This window comes from Tepidimicrobium xylanilyticum, from assembly GCF_900106765.1.
Lineage (GTDB): Bacteria > Bacillota > Clostridia > Tissierellales > Tepidimicrobiaceae > Tepidimicrobium > Tepidimicrobium xylanilyticum.
Window position 1 is genome coordinate 25138 of sequence record NZ_FNNG01000013.1, and the last position, 18499, is coordinate 43636.

The 18499-nt window shown below is 30.5% G+C and carries 21 protein-coding genes; all 21 read left to right on the top strand.

The window, feature by feature from the left end:
- Positions 1–22 precede the first annotated feature (22 nt).
- The 21 genes from BLV68_RS12250 to xerD all read left to right on the top strand — a co-directional run bounded on the left by BLV68_RS12250 (position 23) and on the right by xerD (position 18499).
- Positions 23–436: an Asp23/Gls24 family envelope stress response protein gene (locus BLV68_RS12250; protein ID WP_234949914.1), complete on the top strand. Its 414-nt coding sequence runs from the start codon at positions 23–25 to the stop codon at positions 434–436.
- 61 nt (positions 437–497) lie between these two features.
- Positions 498–1046 carry an alkaline shock response membrane anchor protein AmaP gene (amaP, locus tag BLV68_RS12255; RefSeq protein ID WP_093754245.1) on the top strand — a complete coding sequence of 183 codons (549 nt, stop codon included), beginning with the start codon at positions 498–500 and terminating at the stop codon, positions 1044–1046.
- A gap of 18 nt (positions 1047–1064) precedes the next feature.
- Entirely contained in the window at positions 1065–1298 is a 234-nt protein-coding gene (locus BLV68_RS12260; protein ID WP_093754247.1) for a DUF2273 domain-containing protein, read from the top strand.
- 42 nt (positions 1299–1340) lie between these two features.
- The gene (gene nusB, locus BLV68_RS12265; RefSeq protein WP_093754249.1) at positions 1341–1754 is read left to right on the top strand and encodes a transcription antitermination factor NusB; all 414 of its coding nucleotides are present in this window, start codon (positions 1341–1343) and stop codon (positions 1752–1754) included.
- A complete protein-coding gene (locus BLV68_RS12270; RefSeq protein ID WP_143035283.1) occupies positions 1717–2709 on the top strand; it encodes a Kae1-like domain-containing protein in 993 nt (330 codons plus the stop codon). Before nusB ends, BLV68_RS12270 begins: the two co-directional genes overlap by 38 nt.
- Before the next feature lies 1 nt (position 2710).
- Positions 2711–3934 carry an exodeoxyribonuclease VII large subunit gene (xseA, locus tag BLV68_RS12275; protein WP_234949915.1) on the top strand — a complete coding sequence of 408 codons (1224 nt, stop codon included), beginning with the start codon at positions 2711–2713 and terminating at the stop codon, positions 3932–3934.
- Positions 3924–4157, top strand: a complete 234-nt coding sequence (gene xseB / locus BLV68_RS12280) for an exodeoxyribonuclease VII small subunit (RefSeq protein ID WP_093754255.1) — start codon at positions 3924–3926, stop codon at positions 4155–4157. The genes xseA and xseB overlap by 11 nt, the downstream gene beginning before the upstream one ends.
- Positions 4158–4161: 4 nt before the next feature.
- Positions 4162–5031: a polyprenyl synthetase family protein gene (locus tag BLV68_RS12285; RefSeq protein WP_093754257.1), complete on the top strand. Its 870-nt coding sequence runs from the start codon at positions 4162–4164 to the stop codon at positions 5029–5031.
- 675 nt (positions 5032–5706) lie between these two features.
- Entirely contained in the window at positions 5707–6303 is a 597-nt protein-coding gene (locus BLV68_RS12290) for a hypothetical protein (protein ID WP_093754259.1), read from the top strand.
- Positions 6304–6331: 28 nt separating this feature from the next.
- Positions 6332–7150, top strand: a complete 819-nt coding sequence (locus BLV68_RS12295) for a TlyA family RNA methyltransferase (RefSeq protein ID WP_093754261.1) — start codon at positions 6332–6334, stop codon at positions 7148–7150.
- A 59-nt stretch (positions 7151–7209) separates the two neighbouring features.
- Positions 7210–8913 carry a DNA repair protein RecN gene (gene recN / locus BLV68_RS12300; RefSeq protein ID WP_093754263.1) on the top strand — a complete coding sequence of 568 codons (1704 nt, stop codon included), beginning with the start codon at positions 7210–7212 and terminating at the stop codon, positions 8911–8913.
- 203 nt (positions 8914–9116) lie between these two features.
- Entirely contained in the window at positions 9117–10433 is a 1317-nt protein-coding gene (gene spoIVB / locus BLV68_RS12305; protein WP_093754265.1) for a SpoIVB peptidase, read from the top strand.
- 120 nt (positions 10434–10553) lie between these two features.
- A complete protein-coding gene (spo0A, locus tag BLV68_RS12310; RefSeq protein WP_093754267.1) occupies positions 10554–11375 on the top strand; it encodes a sporulation transcription factor Spo0A in 822 nt (273 codons plus the stop codon).
- Positions 11376–11653: 278 nt separating this feature from the next.
- Positions 11654–12772 carry a putative cytokinetic ring protein SteA gene (steA, locus tag BLV68_RS12315; protein WP_093754269.1) on the top strand — a complete coding sequence of 373 codons (1119 nt, stop codon included), beginning with the start codon at positions 11654–11656 and terminating at the stop codon, positions 12770–12772.
- Between the two features lie 13 nt (positions 12773–12785).
- Positions 12786–13685 (top strand): copper transporter, encoded by a 900-nt coding sequence (locus BLV68_RS12320; protein ID WP_093754271.1) that lies wholly within the window; start codon positions 12786–12788, stop codon positions 13683–13685.
- A 1-nt stretch (position 13686) separates the two neighbouring features.
- On the top strand, positions 13687–14376 hold the full coding sequence (locus BLV68_RS12325) for a glycosyltransferase family 2 protein (protein WP_093754273.1): 690 nt from the start codon (positions 13687–13689) through the stop codon (positions 14374–14376).
- Positions 14377–14380: 4 nt separating this feature from the next.
- Positions 14381–15196 carry a phospho-N-acetylmuramoyl-pentapeptide-transferase gene (locus tag BLV68_RS12330; protein WP_093754275.1) on the top strand — a complete coding sequence of 272 codons (816 nt, stop codon included), beginning with the start codon at positions 14381–14383 and terminating at the stop codon, positions 15194–15196.
- A gap of 8 nt (positions 15197–15204) precedes the next feature.
- Positions 15205–16281, top strand: coding sequence for a DUF3866 family protein (locus tag BLV68_RS12335; RefSeq protein ID WP_093754277.1), 1077 nt, complete (start codon positions 15205–15207; stop codon positions 16279–16281).
- 15 nt (positions 16282–16296) lie between these two features.
- Entirely contained in the window at positions 16297–16836 is a 540-nt protein-coding gene (locus tag BLV68_RS12340) for an NUDIX hydrolase (protein WP_093754279.1), read from the top strand.
- Between the two features lie 77 nt (positions 16837–16913).
- Complete coding sequence (gene spoIIM, locus BLV68_RS12345) at positions 16914–17549, top strand: stage II sporulation protein M (RefSeq protein WP_093754281.1); 636 nt, start codon at positions 16914–16916, stop codon at positions 17547–17549.
- Positions 17550–17599: 50 nt separating this feature from the next.
- Positions 17600–18499 carry a site-specific tyrosine recombinase XerD gene (gene xerD / locus BLV68_RS12350; RefSeq protein WP_200773782.1) on the top strand — a complete coding sequence of 300 codons (900 nt, stop codon included), beginning with the start codon at positions 17600–17602 and terminating at the stop codon, positions 18497–18499.

Genomic DNA, 18499 nt, shown 5'->3' on the forward strand with positions numbered 1-18499 from the left:
ATTACTCTAAGGAGTTTCACTAATGGGAGGTAATAAGATGACGGAGTTATCTAGTAATGATAAAATCAAATATGGCACTGTAAAAATCGCCAATGAAGTTGTATCTATTATCGCTGGATTAGCTGCTACAGAAGTTGAAGGTGTATCCAGCATGAGTGGTGGAATTACAGGAGACATTACAGAAATGTTTGGTATGAAAAATCTATCTAAAGGCGTTAAAGTTGAAGTTGGTGAAAAAGAAACAGCTATTGATATATTTTTGATTGTAGAATATGGTTATAAAATTGCTGAAGTTGCAATGAAGGTACAACAAAATGTAAAGGAAGCAGTTGAAACTATGACCGGCTTAAAAGTTGTTGAAGTGAATGTAAATGTTCAAGGCGTTAACATACCAAAGGAAGAACCAAAAATAGATAGTGAAACAAGAGTAAAATAATATATTTACCCTCTGGCAACCAGAGGGTAATTTTAAATATTAGTCGTAGGAGGATGACTCTATGCTTTTAATTGATAACGTTATATTAGTCCTTTTATCTTTATTAACAGCTATATTTTCACTATTAATGATTATATTTCCTTTCGAGCAGGTTGGACCTATTACTTCGGAATTATTGGTTAATTTTATCAAAGGAATAAAAGAAAATTATATTTACGTTGCAATTGGACTAGCCTTGTTGTTATTGAGCATCAGAATGTTGCTTATAGGATTAAAGATTAAGGGAAGAAAAGATAATACAACCTATTTAATACAGCAAACGGATTGTGGTGAAATACTCATTTCTTCTGAAACTGTAAAAGGTTTGGTGGAAAGTGTTTTTAATAAATTTACTGGTATAAAAAATATAACAACTAAAGTTAGAATTTTAGACGGTCAAATATTCATAAATTTAAAGGGAGAAGTATATCCAGAAATCAATATTCCAGAGACAACTAAACAACTGCAAAATAAAGTAAAAGAACATGTAGAAAATTCAACTGGAGTTAAGGTTAGTGAGATTAAAGTTATTATTAGTAATGTTGCTTTATCTATTAGAAGTGTAAAATAATATATGAGGTGTTTATAATTGATAAGAGAGTTAATGTATCAATTAATTACATATGTAAAGAACAATAGCAATAAGGTATTAGGTGGTTTTTTTGGTTTCTTATTTGGAATACTAGTACTTACAATTGGTTTTTTTAAAACTATATTCCTGTTTTTTACTACTTGGTTTGGATTTATTTTAGGGAGCAAATCCTATAGTTTTAATGATATTAAAGAACTATTAATAAGAATATTTTCTAAATCAAATGATTAAAATATGCAGTTTATTTTGCATCTTAAAATAGGGAGGATAGAAATGGGTAGAAGATACGCAAGGGAATCTACAATGAAATTATTATATCAAATGGAAATAAACTCAGATTTTTCAAATTATATGATTGATACCTTTTTTGAATATAACAAGTTCAATCCAAATGAAAAAGAATATATAGAAAAAGCTATAAGTACAATTGTTGAGAACTTGGATATAATTGACCATCATATTGAGGAAAACTTAGAAGGATGGGAATTACATAGATTAGCTAAAATTGATTTATGCATACTTAGAATTGCTATTTATGAGATAATCTATAGGGAGGATATACCTATTGAAGTATCTATTAACGAAGCCATAGAAATTGGAAGAACCTATAGTACTTTTGAATCGTCTAAATTTATTAATGGAGTTTTAGGTGGATTTGTCAGAAGAAGGGATGAAGATGGAGAATAAATATTTTGTTGGGATAGATACATCCGCATATACTACTTCTCTAGCTGTAATTGATGGTGACAACAATATAGTTTTAAATTTAAGAAAGACATTAAAGGTCAAAGAAGGTCAAAGGGGCTTAAGGCAACAAGAAGCAGTTTTTCAACATATTAATAATTTACCTCATTTAATAGAAGAGATGACGGCAAATATAGATATCAATGGAATAGTTACTGTTTCCTGCAGTAATAAACCTAGAAATGTAGAAGGTTCTTATATGCCTGTCTTTATTGTTGGGAGAAACCAAGCATTCATATTATCAAAAATATTAGGAGCAAACTTTAAAGAATATAGCCATCAGGAAGGACATATTGGAGCTGGGATAATGGGCAGCTCTTTAAAATGTAGTGAAAGGTTTTTTTGCCTTCATATTTCAGGAGGTACAACTGAATTGCTACTGGTTAGTAACAAAGGGAATCGAATATACGTTGAAATAATTGGTGGAACTTTAGATATAAGTTTAGGACAATTAATAGATAGAATTGGAGTAAAGTTGGGATTCCGTTTCCCTTGCGGACAGGATCTTGATAGAATATCACAGACTGGTAGACCTTTAAACTTAAAAGTGCCTATCAAAATAAGCAAAGGTACCTGGTTTAATTTATCAGGCCTTGAGAATTATTTTAGCAGCTTAATAGAAAGTAAAAACTATGATCTTGAAGATATTGTATCAACTCTTTTTAGTGCAGTGACAAATCTAATCTTTAAAGTAATTAATAATGCGTATATGGAATATGGTTTAAAGGAAATATTGATAACTGGTGGAGTTTCGGCTAATAACTTTATAAGAAGCCATTTGAATGAAAATCTTGTTGACAAGGGGATAAAACCATACTTTGCTCAGAAAAAAATGAGTACGGATAATGGCGTAGGTATTGCCTTTTTAGGAAAAGAAGGGTATATAGTGGGTGATTAATGTGAAATCTAAACCATTAAAGGTAAGTGAAGTTAATCAATATATAAAAAGAGTTTTTGCAGGAGATTGGCTATTATCTAATATGCGGGTTGAAGGAGAAATTTCAAATTTTAAGCACCATTATAGTGGACATATGTATTTTTCTTTGAAAGACGACAGGGGAAAAATTAAATGTGTTATGTTCAAAAATGATAACAAATACATAGATTTTGATATCAAAGACGGTATAAAAGTAGTATGCACTGGTTATATATCCATATATGAGAAGGAAGGAGATTATCAACTCTATGTAAAAGATATAGAGGAAAACGGAATTGGTAATTTATTTGTAGCATTTGAGGAATTAAAAAGGAAATTAGAAAAAGAAGGTTTGTTTGATGAATCAAGCAAGAAGAAATTACCTTTTTTTCCTAAAAAAATTGGAATAGTAACTTCTTCTACGGGAGCTGCAATTAAAGATATAATTACCGTAATAAAAAGACGATTTCCCGTAGCAAATATAATAATATACCCAGTATTAGTCCAAGGAGAACAAGCCCCAGAAGAAATATGTAAGGGACTTAAATTCCTTGATGAAAGGGAAGACATAGATGTAATTATTACGGGAAGGGGAGGAGGCTCTATAGAAGAGTTATTCGCTTTTAACGATGAAGCTGTAGCTAGAACCATATTTGCTATGAATACTCCTGTAGTATCAGCTGTAGGGCATGAGACGGATTTTACTATAGCCGATTTTGTTGCTGATTTAAGAGCACCTACTCCATCTGCTGCTGCAGAAATTGTTACTCCAGAGCTAGATAAACTGATGGAAGATTTAAATAATAAGTGTAGTAAGTTATGCAGTAATATTAATTACTTACTCAGCAATAATAGTGTGAAATTAAGTTATATCAAGAGGAGCTTAGATTTTAATAATCCAGTTTATCAATTACGAGAAAAGGTTCAAGAACTTGACAATTTGTTTAAGAGGCTTAACATTATAATGGAAAAGAGGATTGAATTTAGTAAAGGGAAACTAACCAATCTATTTAATAATTTAAATTTTTTAAATCCAATTACATCATTAAATAGGGGTTATAGCATCATTTTAGACAAAAATGAAAATATGATTACTACAATAGAAGGTATATCAAAAAATGATGAACTAAAACTGTTATTAAAAGATGGTATTATTAATGTTAAGGTTATTAATATTAGTAAAGGAGAGCATTATTATGACAAATAATGAGCTATCTTATGAAGAGGCATTACAGGAGTTAGAACGGATAATTGAGGAATTAGAAAAAGATGACTTATCTTTGAAGGATTCATTAGAAAAATTTAAAAGAGGAATTTATCTGTATAATTATTGTAATGAGATATTAAAAGCAGTAGAAGGAGAAATAAAAATTTTAATTGAGGATGAAGATGGTGATTTAGAAGAGAAGGATTTCTACTTGGAGGTATGATTTAATGGAAATAAATGAAGAACTAATAAATATAAAGAATGTAATAGAAGAGGAATTATATAAATTGTTAAGTGATAAAGCTGGTTATCAAGAATTAATATTTGAATCCATTAATTATAGCTTGTTAGATGGCGGAAAGAGGATAAGACCAATCCTTTTGTTAAAGAGTAGTGAATTGTTTAAAGGAAATTATGACAATTCACTACCTTTTGCATTAGCAGTAGAGATGATACATACCTATTCATTAATCCATGACGACTTACCTTCTATGGATAATGATGATTTCCGAAGAGGTAAGCCTACTACTCATAAAGTTTATGGAGAAGCTATAGCCATATTATCTGGAGATGGATTATTAAATTTAGCTTTCGAAACTATGTTGGATTATTCTCTGAGAAATTCAAAGACTTTAGACGATTATCAAAGGAATATGTGGGCAGCTTATGAGATAGCCAGATATTCAGGTATATTTGGAATGATTGGAGGCCAGGTAGTCGATTTATTATCCAATGAAATTAATATGGATATAAATAAGCTTATCTATATGTATGAATCTAAAACTTCTGCACTCATTCAAGCCTCAGTAGTGGCTGGAACTATTTTAGGGGGCGGAGATAAAGAAGATATACAGAGAATGAGAAAATTTGGATTATATTTGGGCTTAGCTTATCAAATAAGAGATGATATTTTGGATGAGGAGAAGGATAAATTAGTTAACAAGGTGACCTTTCTAAGTTTTCATGATAAAAGTAAAGCTATATCTGTAATAGATGAGTTAAGTCAAAAAGCATTTGATATATTAAGCTATTATGAAGATAGAGATGTAAATTTTTTGAAAGAGTTGGTTAAATTGCTTACTTATAGAAATTATTAAAAGTGTTGATAATTTACTAGTATTATGCTATAATTATTTAGTTAAACAAGTGGCACAGTATTCTAGTCAATACAGCTAATCTCGAGGGCGGGGCTAAAAATCCGTCGAAGGGCATATCGATGAAGTTCCTTGTTTCGGCTCGCGACGCCCAGTCGAGGGTCGTTGCAGGGAGTAAGAAAGATGGGGCGATCTGCAATGGCATGCAGGCGTTGACCCTACTTTCGTGGAGACTTACCATTGTGGTAAGATAAACCTGTATGTTATGTTGAAAAATAAACATACAGAGTAGCCTGCCTTGAGTGATATTGGCGGATGATAAGTTCAACTCTTTCTACTTAGGGCCCAAGTAGGAAAAGTTTTGTTATCGAAACCAATATTGCAAAAGAGGCTAAGGATTAGGCTGGTTGTTGAGGAAAACTCCTAGACTGTTCTTAACAGAGGCATATTGAGGATTACAGTGCGGACTAAGTGGCAATCCAGTTCTACTTATGGCGACGTGGTAGTAAAAGAATTAAAGGGAAACCGCTGTTATGGCAACATACAGTTTCTTTTAGGGAAATCCTGCTGGACCTTAAGCCGCAAGATTTACTCAGTATGCTGCCACTTGTAGCGAAGCTGATAGCATAATGCTATCAGCTTTTAAAATACCAGCATATATGGAGGAATTTAAGTAGCATGAGTAAAAAAAACGATGTAGGCATGTATGAGAAATATAATTTAAGATGGGTTATACTAATTACAATTTGGACTTTTATAATGGCTATAGTTATAAGCGTAATTACAGAGGGATTGGTAAAAAACATAGAAATAGCGTTAGCTTTCATTATATTATTAATTATTATATTTATGGGTATATTTTTCGATATTATAGGTATTGCTGTAACTTCTGCTGAAGAAAAGTCCTTTCATGCTATGGCTGCAAACAAAATAGAAGTAGCTAAATATGCCATTAGATTGATCAGGAATGCAGGGCAAGTGTCAAATTTTTGTAATGATGTTATTGGAGATATAAGTGGTATAATAAGTGGAGCTATTAGCACAACTATAATATATAAGTTAATAGCAATTTATGATATAAAGGATGGTATGCTGCTAAGCATAACTTTAACTTCTTTAGTAGCTGCTTTTACAGTAGGAGGAAAAGCCTTTGGTAAATCAATTGCGATAATGAATTCAGAAAAAATAATTTTGATGACTGCCAAAATAGTCAATATTATAGATGATAAATTGGGAATAGATTTATTTTCCGATAAGAAGAATAGAAGCAATTAATGACAAATAGTGTTCTTAGGAGGCATATATGACGAAAAAGAGAGCCGATATATTAATTTTTGAAAAGGGTTTTGCAAATTCGAGAGAAAAAGCAAAAAGGATTATTATGGAAGGCGTTGTTTATATTGGAGACAAAAGGATAGATAAGCCTGGAGAACTAGTAAATGTAAATGATGAAATCAAAATTAAGAATAACCCGATTAATTATGTAAGTAGAGGAGGGTTGAAGTTAGAAAAAGCAATAGATGTTTTCGATATAGATCTAAAAGAGAAAATAGCAATAGATATAGGAGCCTCTACTGGGGGATTTACTGATTGTATGTTAAAAAATGGGGCAAAGAAAGTATATGCTATAGATGTAGGATATGGCCAGCTAGATTGGACTTTAAGGATGGATCCAAGAGTTATAGTTATGGAAAGAACAAATATTAGGTATGTTACAAATAAAGATATTGGTGAGTTGGTAGATTTTATTACTATAGATGTATCCTTTATTTCTCTAAAATTGGTTCTTTCTGTAGCTAAGAAACTATTAAATGAAGGTGGTAATATTGTTGCATTAATAAAACCTCAGTTTGAAGCTGGCAGGGAAAAAGTTGGGAAAAAAGGTTTGGTTAAAGAAAAGAAGGTTCATAAGGAAGTTTTAGAAAATATAATTGAATACTGTGATAATATAGGGCTAAAGGTAATTGGTTTAGATTTTTCACCTATAACTGGCAATACAGGGAATATCGAGTTTTTAGCTAATATAACTAAGTCTGAAAAAATTAAACCTATAGATAAATCAGTGATTCTAACCATTATATCTCAAGCTCATGACAAACTATATGACAAAATTTTAAAATAGATTATGAATTAAATTGCAAATGTTTAAGATTAGGTTTACCTTAAATTGGAGGTATAGCAATGATAGTGGAATTGAGCATAAGGGATTTTGCTATTATAGATAATTTAAAAATTAACTTTACAAAGGGCTTTAATGTATTAACTGGAGAAACAGGAGCAGGTAAGTCTATTATAATTGAAAGTATAGGTATGATTCTTGGACAAAGAGCAAATAGAGACTTAATTAGGACAGGAAAGGAAAAAGCAGTTTTAGAAGGAATATTTTTCTTAGAAAATCCACAGAGGATTAATTCAGTATTGGAAAGCTATGGTATAGATAGTGATCCAGATAATTATTTAATTATTACAAGGGAAATATATTCTAATGGTAGAAGCATATCTAGGGTTAATGGTAGAACTGTTACTTTAAACATGTTAAATAATATTACTGTTAATTTGGTTGATATACATGGTCAGTATGAACATCAATCACTTTTGAATACAGAAAATCATATAAAGCTTATTGATACTTTTGGAGGTTCAAAATTAAAATTTTTACTTGAACAGGTAGCTAATAAATATAGCGAAATATCAAGTGAAAGAAGAAAATTACAGCGATTAACTCTTGATTCCATTGATAGAGATAGAGAAATGGACCTTCTTAAATATCAGATAGAGGAAATTGAAAATTCAAAATTAGGAAATATTGATGAAGAGGAAATTTATAAAGAATATAGTAAAATGTCAAATATAAAGGAAATAGGGATGGCATTAGCCGAAATTGCTAATATGATGAAAGATAATAATTATGGCAATGTTTCCATAATTGATAATATCAACAAATGTATTTCTAATATTAATAGAATTAAAGATTATGACGATGAACTAAAAGATTATAGCAAAACAATGGAATACATAAACTATGAATTGCAAGAATTATATAGAAGTATAATTAGGTATCTAGAAAATTTAGAAATAGATGATGAAAGATTAATGGAATTAGAAAAAAGGATAGATACAATAAACAAATTAAAAAGAAAATATGGAAATACCATTGATGAAATATTAGAATATAAAAATGAAATTGAGACAAGATATAATACACTACTTAATATCGAAGAGGAAATTGTAAAAATTAACAACAATATTAGAAATGCTGAAGAAGAATTAAGCATTCTTTGTGCCCAATTAACAGACTTAAGAAAAGAAATAAGCGAAAGAATAGAAAAGCTTATTACTAAAGAATTAGAAGATTTAAACATGGATAATGTAGTTTTCAAAGTGGATTTTAAAAGGCTGGAGGATTTTACCGAAATAGGATGGGATAGAATAGAATTTTTAATCTCTACTAATAAAGGTGAAGAACTAAAACCTTTAACTAAAATTATTTCAGGTGGAGAAATGTCTAGAATCATGTTGGCTTTTAAAAGGACATTAGCAGATTATGACCATATACCAACTCTAATATTTGATGAAATAGATACTGGTATTAGTGGAAGAGCTGGACAAGTAGTAGGTGAAAAGATTAAAATGATATCAGAAAATCATCAAGTAATTTGCATATCACATTTACCACAAATAGCAGCTCTAGCAGATACACATTTTTTAATAGATAAAAAAACTATTGATAATAAAACGACTACTATTGTGAAAAAATTGAATGAAGAAGAAAGAATAGATGAATTATCAAGACTATTAGGAGGAGTAAATTTAACTGATACTACGAAATTGCATGCTAAAGAAATGTTAGAGATGTCTAAAAAGTTAAAGAGTAACTTTAATTAATTGAAATTTTAAAATTATATAATCCTAATATTTAGACTTCTTTGATTTAGAAGTCTTTTTTTTGCCAAATTCTATTTTTCTTGACATTATAATTAATATTTTTGAAGTATAAATAGGGTGGAAAAAGGCTAAATTATATTTACGTTTAAAATTATTTTTGGAGGTGAAATGGATCGAGGGTAGATTGGGGGAGTGATTGCACTTTGAATGGAAATAGAGAATATAAAAGATTTTTCTTTATACTGGTACTAGTTTTAATTTTTTACTATATAAATCAGTTATTGAATATAATATATTACCCTACTGAAATTAAAATAATAAAAGGAGAAAACAAATATATAGATGTTTCTTTCCCTTTTTCTTTAACAGTAGTAGAGGATAATGATTCAATTGTACAATCCACTTATAATGAAAGCAAATTTAAAGGCCTTAGAAAAAATTATAAAGTTGATGGTATTCAAACTGGAGAGGCTCAATTTCAACTGAGATTATTAGGAATAATACCCATCAAAAAATTTGATGTAAATGTTGTAGAACGACCTTATCTTGTACCAGGTGGAAATGCTTTGGGAGTAAAAATAAATACCAAAGGCGTTTTAGTAGTAGCAGTGACCGATATATTGGGTTATGATGGTAAACGATATAATCCAGCAAAAGATGCAGGCATAAAGGCAGGAGATACAATATTAGAAATTAATAATGTTAAAGTAAAAGACGCTGAACATGTTGTTGACCTATTAAATGAGATTAAAGATAATAATGTAAAAATTTTAATAGAAAGAAATAAAATACATTTTGAAACAGAGGTAACACCAGTAAGGAGCATGCAGGATAACTGTTATAGGCTAGGTATATGGGTAAGGGATCGAACTGCAGGAATAGGAACATTAACTTTTTATGATAAGGATAGCAAAGCTTTTGGAGCCTTGGGACATGGGATAACAGACATGGATACAGGAAATCTTCTAAATATAGAGTATGGTAAGATTACCAATGCAAAAATTGCTAATATCGAACAAGGCAAGAGAGGTAGTCCAGGAGAAATTAAAGGTATTTTTTATGAAACAGAGAAAGTATTGGGCCAAATAACTAAAAATTCACCTTATGGAATATTCGGAGTTATAGGTGATGAATTTATACAGTCAAATAAAAGAAAACCAATTCCCATAGGTTTCAAAGAGGAGGTAAAGGAAGGAAAGGCCTATATATTAACCACTATAAATGATGATAAAATTGAAAAATTTGAAATAGAAATTTTAAAAGTGCAACCACAACAATTCCCAAGTCAAAAAAGCATGACAATTAGGATAACGGATGAGGATTTATTACAAAAAACTGGAGGAATAGTTCAGGGAATGAGTGGAAGTCCCATAATACAAAATGGCAAATTAATAGGGGCTGTAACCCATGTTTTTGTAAATGACCCCACTAAGGGTTATGGTATATATATAGAATGGATGTTGGAGCAATTAACCCCTAAATATCAAACAGAGAATAAATTAGCAAATTCAACTTATTGATAGGTTAAAGCCTATCTTTTTTTTTAAAAAAATTAAAGATTTTTCATAATATAGAAGGAAATAGAGAAGGTTTGTCGAATAGATAATATTACCAATAATTCTAAACAGGGGGTAGTTTAATTGGAGAAGACAAGAGTATTAATTGCAGATGACAACCGAGAATTTTGTGAAATTTTAAGTAAATTTTTGTCTAGGGAAGGAGAGTTTGAGGTAGTTGGTATTGCAAAGGATGGATTAGAAGCATTAGATAAAATTAAAGAGGAAAGGATAGATATATTAATATTAGATATCATTATGCCACATTTAGATGGGTTAGCTGTACTAGAAGCAATACATGCGTTGGAATTAAATAAAACACCTAAAATTGTAGTATTATCTGCAGTAGGTCAAGATCAAATTACTCAGAAGGCTATTGAATTAGGAGCAGATTACTATGTGGTTAAACCGTTTGATTTCAACATATTCATAAAAAGATTAAAGCAAATTTCTGGAGCAAGTGATAAAGAGCCAATGACGCCTAAAAGAGACTATGTAAAGATTCCAAAACCAGATGGTAGTATGAATATAGATATGACTAAGAGTTTAGAAGCAAGAATTACAAATATAATTCACGAAATAGGAGTACCTGCCCATATAAAGGGGTATCTATATTTGAGAGAAGCTATTTTAATGGTAATTCAAGATATAGAACTTTTAGGTGCAGTTACAAAAGAATTATATCCAAGCATTGCGACCAAATTTAAGACAACTCCAAGCAGAGTAGAAAGAGCAATAAGACATGCTATTGAAGTAGCTTGGACTAGGGGAAAAGTGGATACTATAGAAAATATATTTGGTTATACCGTCAATACCAATAAAGGAAAACCTACAAACTCAGAGTTTATTGCTATGGTTGCTGATAAGTTAAGATTAGAAATGGAAATGATGGAAAGAAGTGTTTAAATTAAATCGTTTTATCGGAATGATAACCGTTCAATAATGATAGCATAAAATAAAATGAAAAACTTATTAATGACGACTCCTTTATTTAGTTATTGCTAAATAAAGGAGTCGCTTTAAATCTGTCTGAATAGAATAATAGTTATACGCAATAAGGCTTATTCTGTTTGATTAATAATTTTTGATACATTGATATATTGTGTTATAATTAACTCTGTAGAAGGTTATTGTTATAAATTTATTTGGCAATAATTATATAACATCCAGTAGGAGGATTATCTATGTATTTAAAGGGAACTGTTAAAAAGGATAGAAAAACCAAAAATTTAGTTGATAGACTGGAAAACGGGGATATTGCTTTAATATCTCATAAAGATTTAGATGAAGTAGCAGCTCTTTCATTAGTAGAAAAAAAGGTTAAGTGTGTGATAAATGTTTGCGAAACTATTAGTGGAAGATATCCAAATCAAGGTCCCTCGGTTTTATTGGAAGCAAATATTCCCATTTACGAGTGCAAAGATAATTTGTTCGATAAAATAGATGAAGGCGAAATAGTTGAGATTGCTGAGAATGCAATTATTTTAAGAGGGGAAAAAATAGCTGAGTGTCAGCTATTGGATAAAAATAGGATTGAAGAATTATTAGATATCGGTTATGCTAATATAGAAAAGGAATTGGAAGATTTTATAGAAAATACTTTAGAATATGCAAAAAAGGAAAAAGGTCTAGTTACTGGTAAAATTAAAGTTCCTAAGACCAAAACGAGAATAGAAGGTAAGCATGTGTTGGTGGTGGTAAGGGGTCGGGATTATAAGATGGACCTAGAGGCTATACGGTCATATATAGATGAAGTTAAACCCATATTAATAGGTGTAGATGGCGGAGGAGATGCTTTACTCGATTTTGGATATACTCCCCATATATTAGTAGGAGATATGGATAGTGTATCGGATAAATGTTTAAAACTAGCGGATGAAATAATAGTTCATGCTTATCCTGATGGGAAAGCACCGGGCCTTAAAAGAGTTGAGAATTTAGGCATAGAAGCAAAAATTTTTCCTGCTCCTGGAACGAGTGAAGATATTGCTTTGCTTTTAGCTTATACAAATAGGGCTGATTTAATTGTAGCAGTAGGAACACATTCAAATATGATTGATTTCTTGGAAAAAGGGAGAAAGGGTATGTCTAGCACATTTTTAGTAAGGTTGAAAGTAGGTTCTATTCTTGTTGATGCCAAGGGGGTAAATAAACTTTATCACAGCACATTTAAATTAAAATATGTTATAGGAATTACTATAGCAGCATTAATACCAATTTTAGTAGTTACCTTCATGCATCCTATTATGAGAGAACTACTAATATTATTAAAAATTAGGATTAGGATGATGTTAGGATTGTAGAGGAGGAAAAACTATGATACCAAATATGAAGTTCTATGTGATATCGATTGTTGCAATTTTTGCTGCCTTAGGAATTGGAATATATATTGGGTTTACTCTTGATGCACAAAGTATTATTGTAGAACAGAAGGAAGACATTGCTGCTAAGCTAGAGGAACGCTTTGACTTCCTATCAGAAGAAAACAAGCAATTAAAAGCATCTATAGAATATGTAGAGAAAGAAAGGGATATGTACAAGTATTTCATAGATTCGACTTATGAACAGATAGTAAAAGGTAAATTGCATGGTGTTAATGTTGCAATTATTGAAACAAAGTCGGACTATATGTATTCAGGAGTTGGACAAATTTTAGAAACTGCTGGTGCTAATATCGTTAACATAACTACAATAACGGATAGGATGACAAGCGAAGAATTATTGTTGGGGGAAATCTATAAAGAACTAGACATTCCTCTTTTTAATAATCAGCTTATAGCAAATAGTATAATTGAATTAACGAATTCCATACTAAAAGGAGAAGAAACCAAATTGGTATCAAAACTAATTGAAAAAGGATTTATTGATGTAGTAGGACTTATCAATAAGCCTGTTGATTATTTAATTATAGCAGGTGGTAGTGCACGAGAGGAAAAAGATAGGCTTAATATGATTGATAAGGTAATTATTGATACTGCAAAATCAATGAATAAGCAAATTATAGGTATTGAAAAAGAGAATTCAAATTTTTCTTATATCGAAGCTTATAAGAGATTTCGAATTAGTACTGTTGATAATGTAAATACAAATGTAGGCAAAGTATCCTTAGTATTGGCAATGGAAGGAAGACCAGGCCATTATGGTGTAAAACCAACAGCAGAAGAATTAACTCCTAAATCTAGCTTGCCACCCATAGAATATTCTAAGGAGAGATAAAATGGATAATAAGAAGGTATTAATTGTTGTTCCTGTGTATAATGAGGAAGATAGGATAGAAGCCACAATTAATGGGCTAAAAAAGGTCCATTTAATCGATGAAATATTGATAATAGATGATGGTTCCACAGATAATACAGTTGATATAGTAAAGAGACTAAATGTTAATTTAATTTCCTTACCTCAAAATAGGGGCAAAGGATATGCTATGAGAAAGGCTATAAAAGAAATGGAATATGATTATATTGGTTTTATAGATGGAGATTTAGGAGAAAGTAGTTTTGAAGTTAAAAAGCTAATAGAACCTGTATTATTAAATGAAGTAGATTTTACAATAGCTAAATTTCCTAAGCCTTCAGCAAATACCACAGTCAAAGGAGGCTTTGGTTTAGTAAAAAAATTGGCAAAATGGGGAGTATATTATTATACAGGTAATAAAATGGATACTTCTCTTTCTGGTCAAAGGGTATATAAGGGAGAAATTATGGAATCCATTAAATATATTCCTGACGGATATGGTATAGAGATAGCTATGACCATACAAGCTTTAAAAGGCGGTTATAGGTATAAAGAAGTGCCAGTAAATATGACTCATAGATATACTGATAGATCTATCAAAGGATTTATACATAGAGGGAAACAGTTTATTAGCATATTAAAAGCATTAACAGTTTTATTCTTTAGAAGGTGAAGCTATGGCTAATATAGAAATTATGAGTTTTGTTTTAAGTTTTGTACTATCCTACATTGGTGTACCGATGATTTTAAACATGCTAATTGAAAATAATGTTGTATCCCAGAATTATAAAGGAGATGATATACCCTATACTATGGGTTTGTCCTTTGTATTTATTCATACGATTAGTGTTTATCTCATAATGTTAATATATAAATTTAAAATGACTAATATTGCTCTATATTTGATATCCTTTATTTTAATGGGATTGGTAGGATTGCTTGACGATTTAATTGGAGATAAAAATATTAAAGGGTTTAAAGGTCACATCAAATCCTTCATAAAGGGGAAATTAACAACTGGCGGAATAAAAGCGGGAACTGGATTCCTTTTATCCTTATTAATTTCCTTGCTAATTAGCAAGAATATAATAGAGATAATTATAAATACTCTGATAATAGCTTTATTTACCAATTTAATCAATTTGTTTGATCTCAGACCAGGCAGATCAATAAAGGTATTTATATTAATTTCTATTATAATGTTAATAACAAGTAACGTTAAGGAATTTAATTTCTTTTTTTATTCCTTTTATGGAATATTGGTAATATATCTTCCATTAGATTTAAAAGGGAAAGCTATGATGGGAGATGTTGGTTCTAATATACTTGGTATCACACTAGGTATATATTGCGCATTTACTCAAGTGTTTGAAGCAAAAATAATATTTTTAATAGCTTTAATTGTTTTGCATGTATTAGCGGAAAAGGTATCTTTTACCCAAATTATAGAAGACAATAGATTGTTAAAGTTTATTGATAATTTAGGTAGATAGGAGGGATTATGCTGTTAAGTTATAGTAAGGCAAAGGTGGTAACAATTGAAGAGGAATATGAGCGTGTTTCTTGGATTAAAGTTAAGATGAATAACTCAATTTCAAGGGCAATAAACTATACAGATATTACTGGACCAGTGAAGGAAGGAGACATGGTCATAGTAAATACCACAGCTGTAGAGCTATCTTTAGGTACTGGGGGAGCACACTTTGTTTTATATAATTATAGCAATGAATCAAAAAAATTAGAAGGTAAAGGTCATATTATGAAATTAAGATATACTCCTATCCAATTTAAGGTGTTAGCTGCAGAAGAAGAAGGTAGTGGATATCATCACATTTTTAACGAATTTAGGTCCCTAAACAATTATCCAGTGATTGTAGGCTCTCTACATAGTATGTTAGGACCTATTGCTGCAATGTTAAAATGGTTTGATAATAAAATAAAAATCAATTATTTAATGACCGATGGCGGGGCGTTACCTTTAGCTTTTAGTAATACTGTAAGAGATTTGAAGGCGAAAAAATTAATAGATAGTACTATTACTATAGGGCACGCTTTTGGAGGGGATTTGGAATGTACCAATATCTACACAGGGTTGATTGCAGCTAAAGAGATTTTAAAAAGTGATGTAACCATTGTTGCAATGGGACCTGGTATAGTTGGAACGGGAACTAAATATGGATTTAGTGGGATAGAACAAGGACATATTATAGATGCTGTTAATACACTTGGAGGGCAAGCCATTATAGTGCCTCGAATTAGTTTTAAAGATGCAAGGGAGCGCCATTTCGGAATAAGCCACCATACTAGAACGGTATTAACAGAAATCGTTAAAACTGGCGGCAAGTTAATATTACCTCTATTAGAGGATAATAAGTTAAACATTTTAAAGCTTCAGATTGATAAGCTAGATATAGAAAATAAATATGAAATAATATATGAATACGGGGACGATATCGTTAATGCATTAAGTTTTTTCCAGCTTGAAGTTAGTACCATGGGTAGAGATTATAACAATGATAAAGAATACTTTAAAACCCTTGGTGCTGTAGGGAAATTTGTTTATAAAGGGTTAAAATAGGGGAGGAATGATTAAATGAATTATGAAGAAAAGACCATGAAGTCTGAAAGGGTGTATGAGGGTAAGATTGTTAATCTTAGAGTAGATACAGTAGAATTACCGGGTAAAAAATATTCTAAAAGAGAAATTGTAGAACATCCGGGAGCTGTAGGAATAATCCCCATAAAAGAAGATGGATCCTTGATATTAGTTAAACAGTATAGAAAACCAGTTGAAAAAATGCTTTTGGAAATTCCAGCTGGAAAGATTGAAATCAATGAGGAACCCAAGGAAACTGCAATTAGGGAATTAATTGAAGAAACGGGATTTAAAGCAAATAAAATGGAATATATACTAGAATTTTACACATCTCCTGGATTCACCAACGAAAAGGTCTATTTATTTTTAGCTACCGATTTAGAGTTTGTTAAACAAGATCCAGATGAAAATGAGTATATACAAGTAAAAGAAATTCCTATTCATAAACTTATAGATATGGTTAATAAGGGTGAAATAACTGATAGCAAAACCATTATAAGTATTTTCTTTGCAAAAAAGTATTTAGACTCTAAGTAAATAAGCCTGTGATAATATCCTCCTACAATGCATATTATTTCATATAAGCTTGTATTAATTGAAAGGAGGATTTATCATTGGTAAATAAGGTAAGAAGATGGCTATTTAGAATATTTCAGGAATGTTTTATAATATTTTTTCTAATAACTGTCCTATTTGTAATTGGTATTATTATTGGTTCAGTGACCATTAAAATACTGGATGCTAATCAAAAAAACGAAATGATATTATTCTTTAATAGTTTCTTTAAGAGCATAAATAGCAACAGTTTTAACCATATCACCATTTTAAAGCAATCTTTAGTTGACAATTTTAAAACTGTTGGATTAATATGGATATTAGGTATAGTGTTTATTGGTTTACCTTTAATACCTATAATTATATTGTTTAGGGGTTTTGCCTTGGGATTTACTGTTGGATTTTTAGTACATGAATATGGTATCAATGGCTTGGCATTTTCAATCCTAGGAATATTACCACAAAATCTATTTATTATACCAGGCATAATCTCTATAGCTTCTATTGGGCTTACTTTTTCTATCAACAGTATAAAGATGAGAAGATTACGTATTATAAAAAATAATATTTTTTCTAGAATTATAGATTATACCATTACCTTTTTTATATTCAATATTACAATTCTTATTGGTTCAATCATTGAAGGATATGTATCACCTATATTTTTAAAGATGTTAACCGGTTATTTAAATTGATAGTTTATAATTTGGAAAGAACATTTTACTAATAGCAAAGGAGAAAAGCTATGCCAGATTCTGTTTTAAACAAGTACATAAACTATATAAAAAACGATAAATCCTTAACTTCTAATACTTTAGATGCCTATATAAGAGATATAACGCAGTTTAAAGAATATCTATTAGAAAATGATATAAAAGATAGTACTGAGGTGAATAAAACCATTATAATTACTTATTTAATGTCATTACAAAAGAAGGGGAGGGCACCTTCTACAATTTCTAGAAATCTTGCTTCTATCAGATGTTTTTATCAGTACATGCTAAATAATAATTATATTAAGGAGGATCCTACCCATAACCTTCGCTCGCCAAAGCCTGAGAGGAAATTGCCTTGTATATTAACCAAGGAGGAGGTAGATGCTTTATTATCCCAGCCCAGCGATAAGGATTTTAAGGGAATTAGGGACAAAACAATGTTAGAACTATTATATGCTACTGGGATGCGAGTTTCAGAAATAATTGCTTTAGATCTTGATAACATAGATCTAGATTTAGGACAACTTATTATTGGGGATAGCAGGCAAAATGAAAGAATTATACCAATAGGGAGTGTTGCTTTAAGATACTTAAAAAAGTATATAGGTGAATATAGGATAGAAGTATTAAAAAATGAAGAAGAAAAAGCTCTTTTCTTGAACTATAATGGAGACAGGCTTTCCAGGCAAGGATTTTGGAAAATTATAAAAGGGTATTCGAAAAAACTAAAAATTGATAAGCAGATTACTCCTCAAACCCTCAGACACTCATTTGCTGTCCATTTATTAGAAAATGGAGCAGATATAAAAACTGTACAGGAAGTACTTGGACATTCGGATATTTCTACCACCCAAATATACACTTACGCTATAGAAAATAAAAGATTACGGGATGTATATAAAAAACACATCCTAGAGCTTAGGAGGTAA

Excerpts from the sequence above, each read along its gene's own strand:
- BLV68_RS12250 (WP_234949914.1), top strand. The coding sequence starts at position 23 with ATGGGAGGTAATAAGATGACGGAGTTATCTAGTAATGATAAAATCAAA.
- BLV68_RS12330 (WP_093754275.1), top strand. The coding sequence starts at position 14,381 with ATGGCTAATATAGAAATTATGAGTTTTGTTTTAAGTTTTGTACTATCC.
- BLV68_RS12335 (WP_093754277.1), top strand. The coding sequence starts at position 15,205 with ATGCTGTTAAGTTATAGTAAGGCAAAGGTGGTAACAATTGAAGAGGAA.
- BLV68_RS12320 (WP_093754271.1), top strand. The coding sequence starts at position 12,786 with ATGATACCAAATATGAAGTTCTATGTGATATCGATTGTTGCAATTTTT.
- BLV68_RS12295 (WP_093754261.1), top strand. The coding sequence starts at position 6,332 with ATGACGAAAAAGAGAGCCGATATATTAATTTTTGAAAAGGGTTTTGCA.
- steA (WP_093754269.1), top strand. The coding sequence starts at position 11,654 with ATGTATTTAAAGGGAACTGTTAAAAAGGATAGAAAAACCAAAAATTTA.
- BLV68_RS12290 (WP_093754259.1), top strand. The coding sequence starts at position 5,707 with ATGAGTAAAAAAAACGATGTAGGCATGTATGAGAAATATAATTTAAGA.
- amaP (WP_093754245.1), top strand. The coding sequence starts at position 498 with ATGCTTTTAATTGATAACGTTATATTAGTCCTTTTATCTTTATTAACA.
- xerD (WP_200773782.1), top strand. The coding sequence starts at position 17,600 with ATGCCAGATTCTGTTTTAAACAAGTACATAAACTATATAAAAAACGAT.
- recN (WP_093754263.1), top strand. The coding sequence starts at position 7,210 with ATGATAGTGGAATTGAGCATAAGGGATTTTGCTATTATAGATAATTTA.
- BLV68_RS12340 (WP_093754279.1), top strand. The coding sequence starts at position 16,297 with ATGAATTATGAAGAAAAGACCATGAAGTCTGAAAGGGTGTATGAGGGT.
- BLV68_RS12325 (WP_093754273.1), top strand. The coding sequence starts at position 13,687 with ATGGATAATAAGAAGGTATTAATTGTTGTTCCTGTGTATAATGAGGAA.
- BLV68_RS12285 (WP_093754257.1), top strand. The coding sequence starts at position 4,162 with ATGGAAATAAATGAAGAACTAATAAATATAAAGAATGTAATAGAAGAG.
- nusB (WP_093754249.1), top strand. The coding sequence starts at position 1,341 with ATGGGTAGAAGATACGCAAGGGAATCTACAATGAAATTATTATATCAA.
- xseB (WP_093754255.1), top strand. The coding sequence starts at position 3,924 with ATGACAAATAATGAGCTATCTTATGAAGAGGCATTACAGGAGTTAGAA.